The following is an 18,557-nucleotide window of genomic DNA, read 5'->3' on the forward strand; positions in this document are numbered from 1 at the left end:
AACACCAACAATTCAAGTGCTCAAAGGGGAAAGGCAATGGACAGCGGCGTTACGATGGGCTGAGTCGGAATCTCCGGTCGCCGTCCATGGGACTCACGCGCACGAGCAGGTGATCGCGTTCGCGGACATGTCGCTGTACTCCCATCCTAACCACCTTGACGAAGCATAGTGGAAGGCAAACGGCTGGGCCGCCGTCATCCGAGGTGTCGGCAATGCTTCAGTAGATTGCTGCGCGGCCCTGTCATACGGCGAAGACGGTTTGCGCTTTGCACTTCTTGCGAGGTGCGACGAAGGTGCGCATCACTAACAGTACGCACGAGTCAGTCGCCGTGGCGTCGCACATCGCCCGTTTTAGGAACTCAGCCACTGGGCGGTTACATCGCGAACCTAATACTGCGAACGGCTCCCTTACTCTCAAGCCGAGAGGGGAGCATGGCCAGGTAGTGGCATTTCAATTGGTGAAGACCGCCGCCTTATGGCTCGTCATGGTGGAGCCGTTCCGCACCAATGACGGAAGGCAAAGGCCCTTCCGTCGAATATCTCATTCTCCCCGATATCTGGGCGGGCGTTTTTCAAAGAAGGCATCCATGCCCTCTTGCTGGTCCGAAGTCGTGAAGGCCACCCGAATTGCCTGTCGTTCGAATTCCACACCCGCATCCAGAGGCGTCTGATACGCGGCGAGCACCGCTGATTTGGCGAGTTCGACGGAGCGCGGCGGCTTCTGCGCAATGAGGCCTGCGATCTCGAGCGCTCGCGCGCTCGCCGTGCCGGTGGGGACGATGTCCGCGATGAGCCCGGCACGCAGCGCGGCCTGAGCAGAAATTGGCTGACCGCCCAGAACCATCAACATTGCCAATGATTTTCCTGCTACGCGGGTCAATCGTTGAGTGCCGCCGTCGCCAGGGATCACGCCTATATTGATTTCCGGCTGGCCAAACTGTGCATTCTCGCCCGCCACCACGATGTCGGCGAGCATGGCCAGTTCGTTCCCGCCGCCGAAACATACACCTTCAACGGCTGCAATGATGGGCTTCACGCAGGTCGTAATATCTCTCCAATCATTCCGCCTGATAGGGTTGTTGATGGCTTCGAACCCGCGCTGCTGCATTTCCTTGATGTCCGCGCCCGCACAAAAGAAGGCGTCGCCTCCTGTGAGCACGATGCAACGTACCTCCTCGTCGGAAACGGCAGCGCGGCAGGCTTGGGCAATATGTGCGATGAGTTCATTGCTCAGAGCGTTTCGTTTCGCATGTCTATTCATGCTCAACAGCCGAACATGTGCGGACGGCGTGGAGGCGATGACGAGGTCTGATGTGGTCAAAGCGTGATCCGTGAAGGTTTGGCTTGGAGTTTATGGCGCTTCTTCGCGCAAGCCGCGAACGAAGGTCACGGCGGCTAGCCGAACGCCCTTCTATTGCGGGCATCGGTAATGGTCTCGACTGAGAATCCGAATGAGGACAACACCTCGTCGGTGGCAGCACCGATCGGTGCTGGGTGGATCCGGATGCCTGGCGGGGTACGCGACAGGCTAATCGGAAGACCGGCCAACGGGACGGTTCCGCGCCCCGGTACATCTACTTGCCACATGATGCCATTGTGCGCAGTTTGGGCCTGACTGACCGCGTCCGCGATCTCATTGACGGCCGTGCAAAGGAGATCCACCTCAGACAGTCGCTGCACCACCGCCTCGGTCGTGAGTGAGGCTATCGCCTCCGCGCAATGTTCCTGAACCCTCGAAAGATTCGCAACCTGACCTTCGCGGGTTGACAGCTCAGGTCGCGTGCTGATGTCGGGTAGACCGAGCGCTTGGCACATCAGCCCAAGCGGATTGTCACGGAACAGCATAACCACCGACACCCAGCCGTCTTTAGTTTTGAAGAAGATCGACTGACTGATCCAGTTCGTCTTCGTTCCGTAAATGCTCTCGCTCGCAATTTCACAGAGTTGCATGGCGAGTGCAACATCGTACAGACAGGTCGAAACGACTTGGCCGAGCCCGGAGGTTTGACGTTCAATAAGGGCCGCGAGAACACCTTGTACAAGCGACATAGCAGCGCCGTAGTCAACGATAGGCGAATTGGTCAAGTGAGGCGGTTGATGCTCTTCAAGCCCGCCGCGAGCAAGCCCGCTGAAAGCCTGCGCCAACATATCCTGGCCGGGCCGGCTCGCCAGAGGCCCGCTTTCACCGAACCCGAACCCAGCGGCATAGACCAACCGAGGATTGCGCGCGCTCAGTTCGGGGAATCCGAGGCCTAGTCGCTCCATCACGCCCGGTCGAAAGTTATGCATGAGCACGTCGGCCTTATCGACCAGCTGAAGCAGGATTTCCTTGGCGACTGGGTTCTTGAGATCCAGGGCGAGTGTACGCTTATTCCGTCCCATGGCTGCATAGTAGGAGCTCATTCCGCCAACTCGAGTCGCCTCGAAATCGAGCCCACGGGTGATGTCGCCCTGGGGTCTTTCGACCTTGATGACGTCCGCGCCGAGATCGCCCAAGACTTGGCCGGCAAGAGGGACCTGCATCACCATTCCCACTTCCAGCACGACAATTCCATTAAGGGCGCCGGCTTTCGGGGTGAGCGTGTTGTCTGCGGGTTCAGCGATCACTTGGCGACCTCTCTAATGAATCTGATTTTGGCTGGCCACAAGCCGGCACACGAAAGCTACAGCACAACCCTAAGCAGGTCAAATCATATGCTAGCTCAATGCGGCATTGATATATCCCAATATATGTGGAATTGGATTGCGGCGCGGTCGAGCACTGTCCCCGGGAATTCCGGTACCAACGCCGGCGTAGAGCGATGATGAATTCGCCATCGCGCCCGCATGGCATTTTTCGACGAACCTAATTTGGATGGACACCGATGAATTTGAATTACATCGCCGGGGAATGGCTTGCTGCGTCGAACGCAGTGCCGAACGTGAATCCTTCGAACACGTCCGACGTGGTCGGCGAATTTGCGCAAGCTTCGGCAAGCGATGTGGAGCGAGCGATTGACGCGGCATTCGACGCTTTCCGAGCCTGGTCCCGTTCAACCATCCAGACTCGGCACGATTGCCTCAATGCGATCGCCGCCGAGATCCTTTCACGGAAGGAGGAACTTGGGCGGCTTCTCTCCCGCGAAGAGGGTAAGACCCTTCCAGAGGGGATTGGCGAGGTCACGCGTGCAGGACAGATCTTCCAGTTCTTCGCGGGTGAATGTCTGCGTCTTGCAGGCGAGAAGCTGCCGTCCGTTCGCGCTGGCGTGGACGTCGAGATTACCCGAGAACCCGTGGGCGTTGTGGGGCTCATTACGCCCTGGAATTTTCCCGTCGCGATTCCTGCCTGGAAGATTGCTCCTGCTCTCGCGTGCGGGAACACGGTCGTATTCAAGCCAGCAGAGCTGGTGCCAGGATCGGCGCACGCGTTAACGGAGATCATCTCGCGCGCAGGTATTCCGCCAGGTGTGTTCAACCTCGTCATGGGCCGCGGCTCCGTCGTTGGTGAGGCCATGCTGAAGAATATCAAAATTGCCGCGATTTCATTCACCGGCTCGACCTCCACGGGGAATACATCGCGCAGAGTTGTACGACGGCTCATCCGATGAAAAAGGTTCAGCTTGAGATGGGCGGGAAAAATCCGATGGTCGTTCTGGACGACGCCGACCTCAACGTGGCCATCGAATGTGCAGTGAACAGCGCCTTCTTCTCGACGGGCCAGCGTTGCACTGCCTCCTCCCGCTTTATCGTGACAGATGGCGTCCACGACGATTTCGTTGCAGCAATGGCAGAACGTATGAAATCCCTTGTAGTGGACGACGCCTGCAGAGCCGGAACCCACATTGGCCCGGTGGTCGATCAGCGTCAGCTCGATCAAGATCTCAGCTATATTCGTCTAGGCCAGGATGAAGGCGCCAAGCTCGTGGCTGGCGGCGAACTGCTTAGTCGAGATATGCCGGGCTTCTATTTATTTCCTGCCCTCTTCGCGGAAGTCGACAATCGAATGCGAATCGCACGGGAGGAAATATTCGGACCCGTTGCAACGGTGATCCGTGCTCGTAACTATGAAAATGCCCTGGAGATCGCAAACGATACCCCGTTCGGACTGTCGTCTGGGATTTGCACTTCGAGTCTGAAGTACGCGAGTCACTTCAAACGCAATGCTCAAGCGGGGATGATCATGGTCAACCTGCCAACCGCGGGGGTGGACTACCACGTTCCGTTCGGCGGCCGTAAGGGCTCATCCTACGGACCGCGCGAACAGGGCAGATATGCCGCCGAGTTCTACACGACAGTCAAGACGTCCTATTCCTTCGGCGGCAACATCTGACCAGGTGCCACTTCCGGAAGAGACAGCACAACCAGAATGCGCTCGGCGCATTCTGGTTTCAGATGATGGACATGTCAGCTTCGTTGGTGGGCTCTAATGAGCCGGCCAATTGCCGCAAGGCCCACTCGAGATCCTCGATACGATCCGGCACGCCGATCGAGACTCGCAATCCCGAGATCAGCGACGGATCGACAAGCAGAGCGGAAGACGGCGTGGTGATCACTCCGCGTTGCAATGCTCTGGCGGCAACATGCTCGACGGCGCCACTCGGCAAATCCAGCCAGACGTGAAAGCTCGGTGGATGGTTGGCCCTAACATGCGGCCGTAGGATCTGTGAAGCGAGTTTGACGCGGTTCTTCGCTTCTTGTGCCAACGACTGACGCACCTTAGCGGCAAGGCCGTTCTCGATCCACTCGGAGGCGATCATGGAGGAGATGGGAGACGCCATCCAAACGGTCGCCCGCATGGCCTGATGGATACGGGGTATATACTGTTCGGGCACGACGAGCATGCCCAGGCGTAGGCCGGGCGCCAGACATTTCGACAGCGTATTGACGTAGAACGTCCGCTCCGGAGCCAGCGAGGCGAGAGGAATGCTGGCCTGGTCCAAGAAGCCGTAGGCATCGTCCTCGATGATTAGGATGTCGTGCTTGCGTGCAATTCGCACAATCTCCTGGCGGCGAGCGGCTCCCATGATTGCGGCCGTGGAACTCTGGACCGTGGGCATCGTGAACAGCACTCGCGCATTGCCCGAAGCCGCCGCTCTGTCGAACGCTTCCGGAACGAGGCCTTCGCTATCCATTGGAAGCCCGACCAGCTCAAGCTTGGCGAAATGAGCGTACGATTTCATGCCATGGTAGGTGGCGGCCTCCACGAATACCTTGTCACCCGGCTGACAGATGGCGCTCAGTGTCAACGAGAACCCGTGTTGCGCCCCATTCGTGACGACGAGATTGTCAGGTCCGGTATCGAAGCCGGTATCGCGCAACAGCCTGGCGAACTGGCTGCGATGATCCATCACCCCAGACTGAGAGAGGTAGCCGACATAATCGGAGATGTCACTGGGGAACGTCCACCTGCTATCTGCGAGCACTTTCGGCAACCGCGAGGGGCCTGGTATGTTCAAGCTCAGGTCGATGACCCGCCCGCGAGACTGGACGCTCTGGCGCTGTTCTGCAACAAACGTCCCCCGGCCAACGTGGCCAACGAGCAGGCTTCTGCGTTGCCCCTCTGCGTAGGCCTTGATCACGGTACCGACGCTGAGACCGAGGCGCTCCGCCAAGTCACGCTGAGTCGGGAGTTTCGCCCCGACAGCAAGCGACCCGGACGAAACGTCCTTCTCAATAGCCTCGAGTAAACGGAGAAAAGCGGGTGCCTTGCCGGGGCGCAGTTCGGGATACCATTTTTGCATTTCAACCGCTTATCTTAGAGGACCTTGACCTTCAACTCCCGAGGCCGAGCTCGCAATCACGAATTTGGGCGAGAAGCCGCTGATTTTCAACAGATTTCCGATGTGTCGAAAGACGGCGGAGCGCTCCGGATACAGGAGAGGTCAGTGACCGCCGCCTCGCCGCAACGGTCACTTGCGCCATGAAGAACCCAAGCGTCACTTAGGTAGACCTGCCTCGATTGTGAAACCTACAGTACCTTGACCGAAATGAGCTCCGTCTTTTCGTCCGCGATAAGTGGGTTGCGGAGTGGTCGGCCAAACGCTTTCGATTCCACCTCGAAGACGTCACCGCTGCGCGGCCTGACTCCGGCGGCGAAGCTCAAAACGCTCGCGCCGAAGAAATGCACGTGAACATCACCCGGCCGACGGAAACCGCGATACTTGAAGTGGTGATGTTCAAGGTTGCGGATGGTATGGGACATGTTGTCTTCGCCGGAAATGAATTTGTCAGACCAGATCGTTGAACCGGCCCGCGATACGCGGACGGTACCCGTTACGTCACTCGGGAGTTCGCCGAGCAAGGCTTCGGGACCGTAAGAGCACTCGCGCAATTTTGAATGGGCGAGATAGAGATAGTTCTGCTGCTCCATCACGTGATCCGAGTACTCGTTGCCGAGGCTGAAGCCCACACGCAGGACCTCCCCTTGGTCGCCGATGACGTAGAGGCCCACGACCTCTGCTTCATCGCCGCCATCTTCGGCCCACGCCGGCAGACTAAGCGGATGCTCGGGAGGCACCGCCCACGAACCATTCCCCTTGTATGCCCACTCGGGCTGCACCCCGATGCTTCCATGATTCGGCTTGCCACCTTCAAGACCGAGTTTGAACATGCGCATCGAGTCGGAGAGATCATCTGCTGCTAATTTTGCGTGCATGGCATCTCGAGATTCGGCGCTTCCGAGATGCGTTAGGCCCGTCACGGAAATGGTGCAGCGGGACGGCTCCGCATGATCGAGCGGCAGAAGCAACCTCTTCTCGGCAACAATTTCGTCGTAATTGACTTCTCCCTCACCCCCCCGTGCCGAAATAAGTTGTTCCAAGGACGCATCCGAGCGCGCGGCTTCCAGCGCAAGCTCGCGGACGCTCGTCGCATCTTTAACGACCACCGGCTGGGCACCATCATTGAGAATGGCGCCCACCTGCCGACGGCCTTCCGGCGTCACAAATTGAACTAGTCGCATCTCGCGTTCCTTACACCTCAGAGGGCTGCAGGCGGCCGCTGAGCATCAGCAGCGCCTCAAACAAATAATAGCTACCGAAGATAAGCTCGGCATTTTTGACGTAGTCCTCGGGCCGAGAATCTTCCCGTTTGTTGAAGCAGCCCTCGACCAACATGCCGGCGGGTCTGTTGTCATCGTCTCCCAACGGGGTGAGATAGCCATCGACGAGAGCGGCGGCCGTCTTTTCCGCAGCATCTTTGTATTTTTGACGCTTGCCTTCACAGGGCGCGACCGAACTCAGCTTGAACAGAGTAGACGCCATGAAGGCGCTCGCGGCTGTGTCTCGTTCAGTATTCGGGGCCGCAGGATCGTTGAAGTCCCAGAAAGAAATGCCGTCGGCTGGCACGTGATCAATCCACCAATCCGCACCCTTGACTGCGGCAGCAAGGAAGCGCTCGTCGATGCCTCCCGAGAGGCAACTGATGGTCGAACCCAGCACGCCCCATGCCTGCGCCCTCGCCCAAACGCTGCTTTCGCTGTATCCCTTGTGCGTATAGCGTTGAAGCACTTCGCCACTCTGCACGTCGAGGGAAGAGGATTGAACGAAGGCACCATCTTCTCGTTGATGGATTGAGAGAACCCGGGCTGTATGTTTGGCGGCGACGTCCAGCATTTGGCTGTCGTTCGACTCCCTTGCAGCCCAAAAGAGCAGCAGAGATACCACCAAGCTATCGATGCTGCTTGCGGTCGCTCCAACATGTGATCCTTCTTCGGCATTTGCGCCGAGCGGCACCAAACCCAGCTTGGGGTCGAATCGATGTTTGATGTCTCTTGCCGCTGCGAGACCCAACTCTCGTGCTGACTTGCTTCCTCCGAGCAGCGCCCCCAGGCCCGCACCGTAGTAGAACGTCGCAGCCTTGAAGGCTGTGTCGGCATTTACGCGGGATACGAGACGCTTACAGACTGCGTCAGCCAAATGCTTGTAGCGCTCGCCCGCCTCGTCTCGCGACGCAAGCCACAACATTCCGAGCCAGTAGCCGCCGGTCCAATCACCATGAGCTGTCGTTTTCCAGATTCCGGTATTTGGATCGGCCCAATGCGGGAAACTATCGCCAACCTGCTGCGCTGTCGAACGAATGCGATCTTTGATGCGCTCGATCGCTTCATCCCAGTTCCTAGTCATCTCACGTCCTTGTTGCCGTTATCGGGCGCTTGGCCACTCCATACACATGGCAAGGGTTGCACGATTATTGAGATATATCAATTGAGGATTGGTTCAGCTCTCTTGGTTGACATCGGGGCATTGCCCTCTTATGGTCGCCCCGACTAGCCCGCACTTGCTTGCCAAATTGCTCGTCGGGTCACGATTGGTGCGACGGTCTCGATCGCTGTCCTAAACGGCGCTCACATGGCCACTCGCGACCGGCTATCGGTCCGAGTCGCAACGGGCATCGGCCTCGAATACTGCGAACGTTCCCCCTGCAGGAGCCGCGCGAATTCGTCCTCACAAGGCTAACGCAACGCCCAACAAGTTTCGGCTACGATCTGGCCGGACGCTTCGCGGTCGGAATGTACGAAGATCGGGCGGCGCCACCCGGCAAGAGCTCTACAATTGGTACAACCCTCTGTCGTGCCTAAGAGGAGGCCGGACATGCCGAAGATCACCCTTCCGAGACTGACGCGCGTGGAGGCTGAGCAGATATCAACGAGCATTGGAAAGAAGACCTGCAGGTGCGTCGAGCCTGCGAGCGCCTCGGCCGACATGAGAGACCAGCTTCAGTAGATCGTTCGAGACGAACATTCTCGCAGGTCATAGCCAAGATGAACAAGTTCTATCTTATGCACCAAGAAAGTCTGCGTGCTTCTCCCGCCGCCCTTGGTGTCCGGGATCGAGGACTTCGACTAGGAGGAGATCGCCGCGCCGTACAGACTTATCGGGTGTCGCACGCAGAATGCCGACCTGCTTTTACCTGCAATCTGATTAGTATGTCCGCGGAAGGACCGGATGGAGCCACACTCCTGCGAGTGCTTCGAAGATGGTCCCCCGCAGTTCAAAAAAGCACGCCTGCTCGGAAAGCTTCTGACGGAATGGGTGGCATCGCATGCCCTCACTGGCCCGGAACCTGAAAAAGAGGCCGCTGCTGGACTTCTCCAACAGCGGCTTAAGTCGAGGGAGGAAGCAGACAAGCCCGGTCTGCCAGCGGATCCGGCGTGCGCTCACATGTAGACCGGGTTCAAATCACGTGTAAGATCGGCGAATGATACGATGAGTAAAATCGGGTATAATGCGTTGAAAGTGACAGGCATCGGGAAACTTGCCAGTCTTCTGCCCGTCGGCCGTAAAGGTGCGTCGTTGGAAATCTACGCACCATCTTTGCGCAGCCTTCCGAAGGGCTCCATACTCGTGATGGCTACCTTGCCTATTATCGATTGGAATGACTGTCTGCTGCGCGGCTTGCAAAACGTTTCCGAGATAACGCGCGCCCACACGTACGCGGCCATCATGATGATCGATCCGTTCGCGTGTTGGGAGGACGTTGCCGAAGCGTTGAAAAAAGCTGGGGTCAGCGGAGTAGTAAATTTCCCACCAGCGTCCATGATTGAGCGATCTGCGGCTGGCGAACCGGTCGATTCCGGCCAGGAGCTCGAACTTCGGCGCATGGAATGGTTTGCTAGCCTGGGGTTTAAGATCTTGTTCGCCGCTGCCGATGATGCTGCAATGATATCGGCAGAGAGACGTCTTGGTCCGCATCTCCATGGCATTGTCTACTTGCCGGAAACGGCTCTCGCGCTGAGGATTTGCGACGAGATGGAATTGGCCAGGCTTGACCAACAGGGGTCGTCGATCCCAAAGTTCGCGCTCTTGGACGTGACAGCTTCAAGGCGGCCGTTGGGCAAAAACAAGAGGGCAACTGCTACTCCAAGATCCTCAGCCCCTTGATCTTGTTGTACAGAGTTTTTCTTGAAAGCCCCAGATACCGGGCAGTCTTCCCTCGATGCAGCTTGTTTCGTTTCAAGCCCTCGATGATCCACTCGCGTTCGGAGAACGCGCTTGTCGGCTTCAGAGGTGATGACGCCGTCAACAGTGGCCTCAGGACATCAGCCGTAATGTGCGTTTGTTGCAACGTCACCAGCTGATTCACGATCTGGCGTAATTCTCTCAAATTGCCCGGCCAGTTGTGGCCTGCGAGCGCCAAGAACGCAGAATTTTCTATACCGAGCGTCTGGGCGTTCGAATCTCCTTTAGCCTCGACCGTGAAATGCTGAACAAGCTGCGGAAGGTCCTCGAGACGATCGGGCAGCGGGGGTAACCCAATATCCAGCCCGGCAAACAGCGCAACAAGCCGAGGGCATAGTACAGCGTTAAGAGCCCCCCCGCGAGCAACGGTTGCAGTTGCAATGATCCGTGCAGAGGAACGTGCCAGTGCTACGCTATTCAGCGGCGTGAAACTGCCGGTTTCCAGATAGTCGGCAAGACGCTCTTGCCCGTCCCGCGACAATTGATCGACATGCATGAGCAGGATCGTAGAATCCGTTGCGGTTTCCAGGAGCGACACTTGGCGTCGCCTGGTCTCAGTCTGCCCGGCGCCGAACAGGACGCCGACCGTATCGATGGCTGGGCCGGGCCGACATTGAAACAGCGCCGGCTTGGTCAGTTTCTTGTCGCTGAAGGCGTGGACCAGACTGGCTATTCGTCGCTTTCCTGACCCCGCCTCGCCCCACACCAGCACAGGACTGGGATGGCCTGCCAAGCGCCTTGCAGTCTCGAGCACGCGCTTCATGATTGAGGATTGCGCGATCACACCGTGCCTGAACCCGCTCAATTGGAGCTGACGCTCGAGAAGATCGACCTTCTCCCGCAACAAGTGAATGGTCTTGAAGCCTGAAGTCACCTCAAGGACCGACATTTCCAACGGGACGCGGTCGAGCGACGAGCCGCCGATGAAGCCCTGAACACCTGTTTCGCGGCAGATATCGAGGAGTTCGTCAGGCTTCGTAATTGGCCCGCCCCCCATCAGGCAGATCGTGTTCCTGTCGATGGATTGAGCGACGCGAGCAACAGCGCTTGTGCGCGCGGCGAGCTCGGACAGGCTGATCGTGGGGTCGCATCCGCTTTCGATCGGCCGGTTGAGATTGAAATTGATGCAGATGGCCTCGACGCCGGCTTCGACCATGCGCCTTGCCTCGGGCTGGGTGCGCGTATAGCCGATTGCCATCAGGCCGTGTTGTGCAGCTTTGACCAGGAGTTCGATTTCCCGCTCGTAGCCAAGGCCAGACTTTTCCAGCAGAGATCTTCTGTAGTCATCGATGTGGATCACGGAAGGAAAGTTGGTGACCCCGGAAAAGCCCCACCTGATGATGCGCTCGAGAAAGCGGTCGATGTCGAGCTTTGGATCGAAGGTACAGGCCCCGAAAAAGACTGGCAATTTCGTTGAAGGCAGGATCTCGGTCCGGCCGAAGCCAGCCACGAATTCGTTGCTGTTGCGGATCGGAAGAATTGAGGCAGGTGAAGAGCCACCCATTGCGCGAAACCGGCCGGCATTGAGCGCAAGCACGAAATCCGCGCCCGCCCGTTCGGCAGCTCTGGCGGCCATGCCTGATCCGATCCCCGCCCCGAGTACAAAAGAACGAGAGTTCCGGAAGAACCGCCTGATCCCGCCGCCCTTGACCTGGTCCACCCGCGTGTGCATGCCGTCCCGCCTCCTGCAGGGCAGGTCGGAAGGCTAGCTCCAATTTGCCGGCGCATGCAACCGTCGCAGCGCATTTCCGTTCATCATGAAGAGGTGGCAGTCCGCCGGCGAAGCCGCAAGACGAACCTTGCCGGACCTACTGGGCGCCGCCGCGTTCGGTGCCTTGGCAACCATCGATTCTCTGCCAGCATTGCCGTAGATGTAGGTGACGCTGCCAAGATGCTCGACGAAATCGACGTCGATCTCGATCCCAATATCGGTCTTCTCCGCCGCGGATGGAGAGAAATCATCGGGGCGAATTCCGACCGTGATCGGCTTGCCGACAAGCGATTGGTTCGGCTGGACGGGAACGAGGATTGTCGCGCCTGCATCGAGCTTGACGCCCATGCCCGTCGCGTGCGCTGATTCGATGTGGCCGCTGAGAAAATTCATCTTAGGCGATCCGATGAACCCGGCGACAAAGCGAGATGCCGGATTGTGATAGAGGTCGTGCGGACTGCCCACTTGCTCGATATTGCCGTCCTTGAGTACGACGATCTTGTCGGCCATTGTCATTGCCTCAACCTGATCGTGGGTCACGTAGATCATGGTGTTGCCAAGCTGCTTGTGTAACTTGGCAATCTGCACCCGCATCTGCACCCGCAACTCAGTATCGAGATTCGACAGCGGCTCGTCGAACAGGAACACTTTGGGTTCGCGTACAATGGCACGCCCGATAGCGACGCGCTGCCTTTGTCCGCCTGAAAGTTGCCGAGGCTTGCGTTCCAGCAGATGACCGATCTGCAAGAGTGATGCAGTCTCGGTGACCCTGGCCTTAATCCCGGCCTTCGGAACTTTGGCCATACGCAGGGGGAAGGCAAGGTTCTCACGCACGGTCATGTGCGGATAGAGTGCGTAGCTCTGAAACACCATGCCGATGTTTCGGTCGGCGGCATCAACGTCATTGACGACTTCATTGTCGATCAAGAGCCGCCCGCCGCTGATACGCTCGAGCCCTCCGATCATTCGGAGCAGTGTCGACTTGCCTGAACCCGATGGTCCAACGAACACGACGAATTCGCCATGTTCAATGATCAGGTCGACATTCCGCAGGATTTGGATCGTCCCATAGGCCTTATTGATACCTTCCAGGCGAACATCGGCCATCACGCTCTCCTCGGTCGCTGGCTTCCAATGGTGGCTCGGGCTATCCCAACCTCAGACAGGCTGGACACGATGAAATCGGGCGATACCAGTGAGGGATCATCTCGGGGCGGCACGCCGGTCGTGACCAGCACGGTCGGAAGCCCTGCTCTCTTGCCAGCCTGAATATCAGTCTGAATCTGGTCTCCGATCATCAAGGTGGCGCTGCGTACCGTGCCCAGGCGGGAAAGTGCAGTCTCGATCATATGCGGCTCCGGCTTACCAACAATCAAAGGCTCCACTTTCGTGGCGGCAGCCACGGCGGCGATCGTAGCTCCTGCCCCGGGCTCGAATCCACCTGCCGTCGGCAACAGGAGGTCGGGGTTGGTGCCAATAAAGGCTGCTCCATTTAGGATCGCGTCGACCGCAATCCGCAGCTTCTCATGCGTAATTTGTCGATCGAGCCCCATGACCACGGCGTCGGGCTTTCGATCCGTCACCTCGAGCCCCGCGTCTGTCATGGCTTTCGTAAGGGATGGCGCGCCGATGACGAATATACGCCCAAACTTCGGGTATGTAGCGCGGATGAGCTCGGCGGCGGTGATGGCGCTGGTGACCACGTCCTTCGGCGCAATAACAAGCCCAAGGCCTTCCAGTTTTCTGACGACATCTGCTGGCGTGTGCGTCGAGTTGTTCGTCACGAAGCAGATGGGCAATCCGGCTGCCTGCCACCGTCCAAATGCCTCCACGGAATCGACGATAGCCGCGTTGCCGCGGTAGACGACGCCGTCGAGATCCGAAATGATACCGTCCACTGGCGGCCAAATGGGGGGAGAAGCGACACTAGCCATTCATCAGCATCCCGCCATTCACGTGTACGATCTGCCCGGTCATGTAGGAAGCTGCAGGACTTGCAAGAAAAACAGCAAGACCTGCGATATCCTCCGGCACGCCGACCCGTCCGAGCGGGATACGGCCCCCGTGACGTGCCTCGGTTTCCTCGCGCGGGCGCCCATGCATCGGTGTATCGATGATCCCGGGCGCAATGGCATTCACATTGATCTTGTGTGGGGCACATTCATAGGCGAGCAGCTTGGTGAGGTCGTGAACAATTGCTTTCGACAAACAATAGTCGGCGCCGCCCGCCTGGTAGTTAAAGACTGCACCTTGGGACGATAGCGAGGATCCGATATTGACGATCCGGCCCCCTTTGTCCTTCATGAAGCGCTCGATCGCGAGCTTTGAGCAGCGCAGGACCGCGACCGAGTTGATCTGGATGGTCCGCTCGATTTTGTCCGCATCGCCATTCAGGAGCGGTTGGGCAGATTTGACGCCCGCATTGTTAACCAGCACATCGAGCCGGCCAAAGTGCTTGGCGACCGCGTCCAGAACCCTGTTAACATCGTCCTCGCTTGCGACATCCATCGCCATCGGTAGTACGCCGTTGCCATGGGGCAGGCTTGCCAGAGTGCTCCTGAGAGTTTCCAGGTTGGCATCGGTGGCAAGGACATTCGCTCCACCAGATCGAAACGCATTCACGATGGCAGACCCGATGCCGCCGCCGGCACCGGTCACGAGCACCGTTCTGTTTGAAACTGAGAACTGTTCGGTCATTCCAACTCCAGGATCGTTTGGGATTTCAGAAACTCGTCAACGGTCTCGGCGCTCGGCATGGAGCTTTGCGCGCCGCGTCTAGTCACACAGAGCGCGGCTACCGCCAGCGCTTTCCTGACCGCTTCTCTCAAGGGCAGCCGTTCGGCCAGTGATGCGGCGAATGCTCCGTTGAAGGCATCGCCTGCGGCGGTAGTATCGACCGCTCTCACGGGAAAGGCTCGCAGGGCAAAAGAGCGGGTGTTATCAGCATAATAGGCGCCCTGTGCCCCGAGGGTGATCAGCGCGGCACCTGGCCCGAGATCAAGAAGCTTGGACGCAGCATGGGCGGCACCTTCAAAGTCGTCGACCTCGATACCTGTCAGCTCAAAAGCCTCTGTCTGGTTCGGTGTGACGAAATCGACACAGCTCCACGCTGTCGACGGAAGCCCGGACCTCACTGGCGCCGGATTGAAGATCAGCTCGAAGCCCTTGTCCTGCTTCAGCTCGAAGAGCCTGTTGAGCGCTCCGATCGGCATACCCATTTCGGCGACCACGATCGCATTGTGCTGAATGAATTCCGCGGCGTTCTCAATCATCTGTGGCGTGACGTTTAGGTTGGCGCCGGGATCTATGACAATCATGTTAGTGCCGTCGTCACCGACCATGACCAGAGCCGAGCCGGAGACTTCGCCCGGCGCGATTTTGATCGCGTCGGCGCAAACGCCGGCCTCTGTCAGGGACTGCAGGAGCCAATGACCCGCATCATCATCGCCAAGGCGCGTGTAAAAGTGCGGTCTCAAGCCAAGCCGAGCCGCGGCGACAGCCTGATTGGCGCCTTTCCCTCCCGGGTGACGGGTCAGCGTTCCCATCAGGCTTTCACCTGGCGTTGGCAGCCGCTCGACATTGAAGCAGAGATCGAGGTTTGTCGTTCCGAAGAACATCAACGGCCTGGCACTCATTTTACAGCACCAAAGGTAAGGCCACGCTCCAGGTGGCGCTGGCCGATGACGATCAGGATCACGGGAATGATCATCGTCACGACCAATCCTGCCGCCATGACGGGATAGAATTGCACGCCCGGGTTTAGCAGCTTGAGCAGAGCGACGGTTACCGGCGCCTTGGTCGAAGAGAGGATCAGGCCGAGGGCAAAATTGTGCCACGCGAGCAGGAAGATGAGCAGAGAGGCCCCAATCAGACCAGGTTTCAAAAGCGGCAGCACGATATGCAACACGACCCTGACCGGCTTGGCGCCATCCATGGCAGCCGCCTCTTCGATGTCCTTTGGGATATCTTCGATATAGGAGCGGCTCAGCCAAACGATCATCGGCAGTGTGACGACCTGGTAGACCCAGATCATGCCGATATAGGTGTCATACAGGCCAATCGTTTGGAAAACGCTGAACAGGGGGATGACGACCAGTAGGACCGGGGCAAAGCGGAACCCCAGAATGAAGAAGGCAATGTCTTCTTTGAGGGGTATGTCCCGTCTTGCCAGCACGTAGCCGGCAGGGACCCCCACGAGCAGGGACACGATGACAGAGCCAAGCGCTATGACAACGCTGTTCGTGATCGGGGTCAGGAAATCGATCTTGATAGTGCCGTAGCTGGTTGCTCCGGCTTGGGCGACGTCAAACAAGACGCGAAAGTTTTCCAATGTCGGCGAGAACAGGAAGGTCGGCGGCCAGGTCATGACCTCTGCCTGCTGCTTGAGCGACATCATCACGATCCAGACAAGCGGGAAGGCCAGGATCAATGCGCAAATGCCGACGAGCAGGTTGAGGATCAAATTGACGGAGGTGGCGCGTCTCAGTCGCATACGTTGGCCCTCAGCTGACGCGCTGCCGCACGACGCGCCACAGCTTGACCATGGCGAACGTTCCCACCAGCACGATCATCCAGTTGACGACCATGAGGGCTGCACCACGCCCGAAGGCGAGATTCTGGAATGCGACAATGTAGGCGCGCACGGAAAGAACGGAGGTGCTATCTCCAGGCCCGCCTTGCGTAGTGCCAAAGATGATGTCGAACTGATTGAGCGATTCGATCAGCCGAAACACAGCCGCGATCAGAATGTAGGGAGCGATCAGCGGCAACTCGATATGCACAAAGGTTGCCCACCCCTTTGCGCCATTGACACGCGCGGCCTCCCTCACTTCTTCATTGATACCCTGAAGGCCTGCGAAAATGATCAGCGCAAAGAATGGCGTGTAGGTCCAGACGTCAATCAGGACGAGCGAGAACATTGCGGTGTTGGGATCTGAAATCCATGCAAAACGGGCGATTCCTGCAAGCGAGAGCAGATAGTTAAGGATCCCGCTTTGCGGGTCCATCATCGTCGTCCACATGAGCGCTACGCTCATCGGAGGCAGCACGAGGGGCAAGAGGATGACCGGCCGCATCAGCCGTGCAACGATGACTTCTGTCGCGAACAATTTTGCAAGTGCAAGACCGAAGGCAGCCTCCGCAACCACCGCCGATCCGGCGTAGACAAGAGTGGCCCGAATGCTGTTCCAGAAATCATCCGACTTGATCAGCGCTGCATAGTTGTTGAGGCCGACGAAGTGGACCAGCGGCCGACCGAACTTGAGATCCGTCAGCGACTGAAAGACGCCATAGAAGAACAGAAAAAGAAAGCCGAGCAATATGGTGATCGCTGGCGCTATGGCTGCGATGCTCCACCAGTCAAGATGCGACTGCTCGGCGCGCGTGACCGCCTTATCGTTTGACGCAACAAGTGGGCTGGCTGAAGACTGCAGCGTCACGAGCCCGTCGGATCCTCGAAGGTCCATCTCGGTCTATCTCTAAAATGCATGGGGCGGCGATGAGCTCGCCGCCCCATTTGTTTCACATTGACGAACGGATTTCCGAGGCAAGGGCGGCCAGCGTCGCCTTCACGTCGGCTCCGTTGACCATTTTCTGCATGGCTACGGCCCATGCGTTCATTGCTTCGGCAAAGCCTACGCGGGCTGTGAAGGCGAGTTGCGCCCGTTCCTGCACGGTTTTAAACGTGTCTACGAAATTGTTGAACTCTGGCTTTGCCGCATAGTCGAGCCAGGCCTTGTCGCTCCAGGTCGAGGCGCGCGGAGAGTTGACGAGCTTGCCGGCGATGGCGCCGTTCAGCTCGACTTGCTTCGATGTCGCCCATTGGATGAACAGCCAGGCGGCTCCTTTTTTCTGGGACGCAGCGTTCATCGCAAGCGACCAGATCCAGATATTCGACTCGAAGTTCTTGCTAGTCGGTGCGTGCAATGGGGGTGCGAACGCGATTTTGCCGGACGCGGGCTTGCCAGCCACGTCGTTCCAAAACCCGAACATATTAGAATCAATCGCCATCGCGGTGCGCCCTGAATTGATGCCATCAACGACCTGGTACCAGTTGTCATTGGCAAAGGACGGCGCCGCGCATTTCTTGATCATGTCCACATAGTCTTTGTGGAAGGCGATCGACTCGGGCGAATCCAGCCCTGTCTCCAACTTGCCGTCCTGGACGACGAAATCATGCACGCCATAGGACCTGGCAATCGAGATGGCAGCTGTGTGGATGCTGCTCCAAAAGCGCACGCCGCGCACGCCCAAAGGGGTGATGGCGGGATCCGCAGCCTTCAGCTTTTCGCAGGCGGCGGACATCTCTGGCGGAGTCGTTGGGACCCCAATGCCGTATTTTTCAAGTATGTCCTTACGGTAGAACAGCTGGATGTTCTCAAAGCCATGCGGGATCGCCCACACCTGCCCGCTTCCTGGCTCGATTTGGCCTTCCTTGACTTTCCAGGTCAGCGCATCCCGCAATGCAGGGAAGAAATCCTTGTAGTCGTAGCCCGCTGCCGTGAGCTTAGCGTCGTTCAGATACTGATCGAGCGGCTCGAGCAACTGGCCCGGTGCGAGATCCCAGGCCGGTTGAATGCCCGTACCCACCACGTCCCAGCTGCGGGATTTTGTACTGAGCTGGATGGTCAGCTTATTCCAATAGGCATCGTCGGGATACAGTTCGGGCGTCACCTTGATGCCGGTGAGTTTCTCGAATTCCGGCAACTGGGCCGCGACCGCGTCGGCATACGGATGAATGTCGTAGGCCCAGACGATCGACGTGCCTTCGAACTGGCGCCAGTTGATGTCCTCCGCCTTAGCTTGGGAAAACGCCATGGCCGTTCCGGCCAAAAGGGTGGAGCAGATGAGAGCTTTTTGTGCAAAACTAGCCGTATGGCCGCGCAAAGCGGCGAACGTCCTTGGCATGA

Annotated in this window: 14 protein-coding genes and 1 pseudogene; 2 read left to right on the plus strand and 13 right to left on the minus strand. The window is 58.2% G+C overall.

All coding sequences use genetic code 11. The features are described 5' to 3' along the window. Nucleotides 1-541: 541 nt before the first annotated feature. A complete protein-coding gene (locus IVA93_RS38945) occupies nt 542-1,321 on the minus strand; it encodes an enoyl-CoA hydratase-related protein (RefSeq protein WP_247300055.1) in 780 nt (259 codons plus the stop codon). Nucleotides 1,322-1,395: 74 nt separating this feature from the next. After that, on the minus strand, nt 1,396-2,607 hold the full coding sequence (locus tag IVA93_RS38950; protein ID WP_247300053.1) for a CaiB/BaiF CoA transferase family protein: 1,212 nt from the start codon (nt 2,605-2,607) through the stop codon (nt 1,396-1,398). Nucleotides 2,608-2,864: 257 nt separating this feature from the next. Between IVA93_RS38950 and IVA93_RS38955 the strand changes: the two are divergent. Beyond that, nucleotides 2,865-4,309: pseudogene (locus IVA93_RS38955) on the plus strand (aldehyde dehydrogenase family protein). A 58-nt stretch (nt 4,310-4,367) separates the two neighbouring features. Here the strand turns inward: IVA93_RS38955 and IVA93_RS38960 are convergent. The 3 genes from IVA93_RS38960 to IVA93_RS38970 form a co-directional block, all read right to left on the minus strand. Beyond that, complete coding sequence (locus IVA93_RS38960) at nt 4,368-5,720, minus strand: aminotransferase-like domain-containing protein (protein WP_247376973.1); 1,353 nt, start codon at nt 5,718-5,720, stop codon at nt 4,368-4,370. Nucleotides 5,721-5,947: 227 nt separating this feature from the next. Further along, on the minus strand, nt 5,948-6,940 hold the full coding sequence (gene araD1, locus IVA93_RS38965; protein ID WP_247789972.1) for an AraD1 family protein: 993 nt from the start codon (nt 6,938-6,940) through the stop codon (nt 5,948-5,950). Between the two features lie 10 nt (nt 6,941-6,950). Beyond that, the gene (locus IVA93_RS38970) at nt 6,951-8,102 is read right to left on the minus strand and encodes a glycoside hydrolase family 88 protein (RefSeq protein WP_247369486.1); all 1,152 of its coding nucleotides are present in this window, start codon (nt 8,100-8,102) and stop codon (nt 6,951-6,953) included. Between the two features lie 1,083 nt (nt 8,103-9,185). Here IVA93_RS38970 and IVA93_RS38975 point away from each other — a divergent pair. Further along, a complete protein-coding gene (locus IVA93_RS38975; protein WP_247371500.1) occupies nt 9,186-9,860 on the plus strand; it encodes a hypothetical protein in 675 nt (224 codons plus the stop codon). Here the strand turns inward: IVA93_RS38975 and IVA93_RS38980 are convergent. From IVA93_RS38980 to IVA93_RS39015, 8 genes are all read right to left on the minus strand, one after another. Then, on the minus strand, nt 9,835-11,514 hold the full coding sequence (locus IVA93_RS38980) for a phosphoenolpyruvate hydrolase family protein (RefSeq protein WP_247369491.1): 1,680 nt from the start codon (nt 11,512-11,514) through the stop codon (nt 9,835-9,837). The two genes, IVA93_RS38975 and IVA93_RS38980, sit on opposite strands and share 26 nt — an antisense overlap. Before the next feature lie 129 nt (nt 11,515-11,643). After that, nucleotides 11,644-12,756, minus strand: a complete 1,113-nt coding sequence (locus IVA93_RS38985) for an ABC transporter ATP-binding protein (RefSeq protein WP_247337842.1) — start codon at nt 12,754-12,756, stop codon at nt 11,644-11,646. Continuing rightward, a complete protein-coding gene (locus IVA93_RS38990; protein ID WP_247440355.1) occupies nt 12,756-13,583 on the minus strand; it encodes an HAD-IIA family hydrolase in 828 nt (275 codons plus the stop codon). Before IVA93_RS38990 ends, IVA93_RS38985 begins: the two co-directional genes overlap by 1 nt. Beyond that, nucleotides 13,576-14,346: an SDR family NAD(P)-dependent oxidoreductase gene (locus IVA93_RS38995; RefSeq protein WP_026233437.1), complete on the minus strand. Its 771-nt coding sequence runs from the start codon at nt 14,344-14,346 to the stop codon at nt 13,576-13,578. Before IVA93_RS38995 ends, IVA93_RS38990 begins: the two co-directional genes overlap by 8 nt. Next, nucleotides 14,343-15,284 carry a ribokinase gene (locus IVA93_RS39000; RefSeq protein ID WP_247369495.1) on the minus strand — a complete coding sequence of 314 codons (942 nt, stop codon included), beginning with the start codon at nt 15,282-15,284 and terminating at the stop codon, nt 14,343-14,345. Before IVA93_RS39000 ends, IVA93_RS38995 begins: the two co-directional genes overlap by 4 nt. Next, complete coding sequence (locus tag IVA93_RS39005) at nt 15,281-16,141, minus strand: carbohydrate ABC transporter permease (RefSeq protein ID WP_247369497.1); 861 nt, start codon at nt 16,139-16,141, stop codon at nt 15,281-15,283. Before IVA93_RS39005 ends, IVA93_RS39000 begins: the two co-directional genes overlap by 4 nt. A 10-nt stretch (nt 16,142-16,151) precedes the next feature. After that, nucleotides 16,152-17,087: a carbohydrate ABC transporter permease gene (locus IVA93_RS39010; RefSeq protein WP_247369499.1), complete on the minus strand. Its 936-nt coding sequence runs from the start codon at nt 17,085-17,087 to the stop codon at nt 16,152-16,154. An 82-nt stretch (nt 17,088-17,169) separates the two neighbouring features. Then, nucleotides 17,170-18,555 carry an ABC transporter substrate-binding protein gene (locus IVA93_RS39015; RefSeq protein WP_247789973.1) on the minus strand — a complete coding sequence of 462 codons (1,386 nt, stop codon included), beginning with the start codon at nt 18,553-18,555 and terminating at the stop codon, nt 17,170-17,172. Nucleotides 18,556-18,557: the final 2 nt, after the last annotated feature.

The sequence above is a fragment of the Bradyrhizobium sp. 155 genome, assembly GCF_023101105.1.
Classification (GTDB): Bacteria; Pseudomonadota; Alphaproteobacteria; order Rhizobiales; family Xanthobacteraceae; genus Bradyrhizobium; species Bradyrhizobium canariense_D.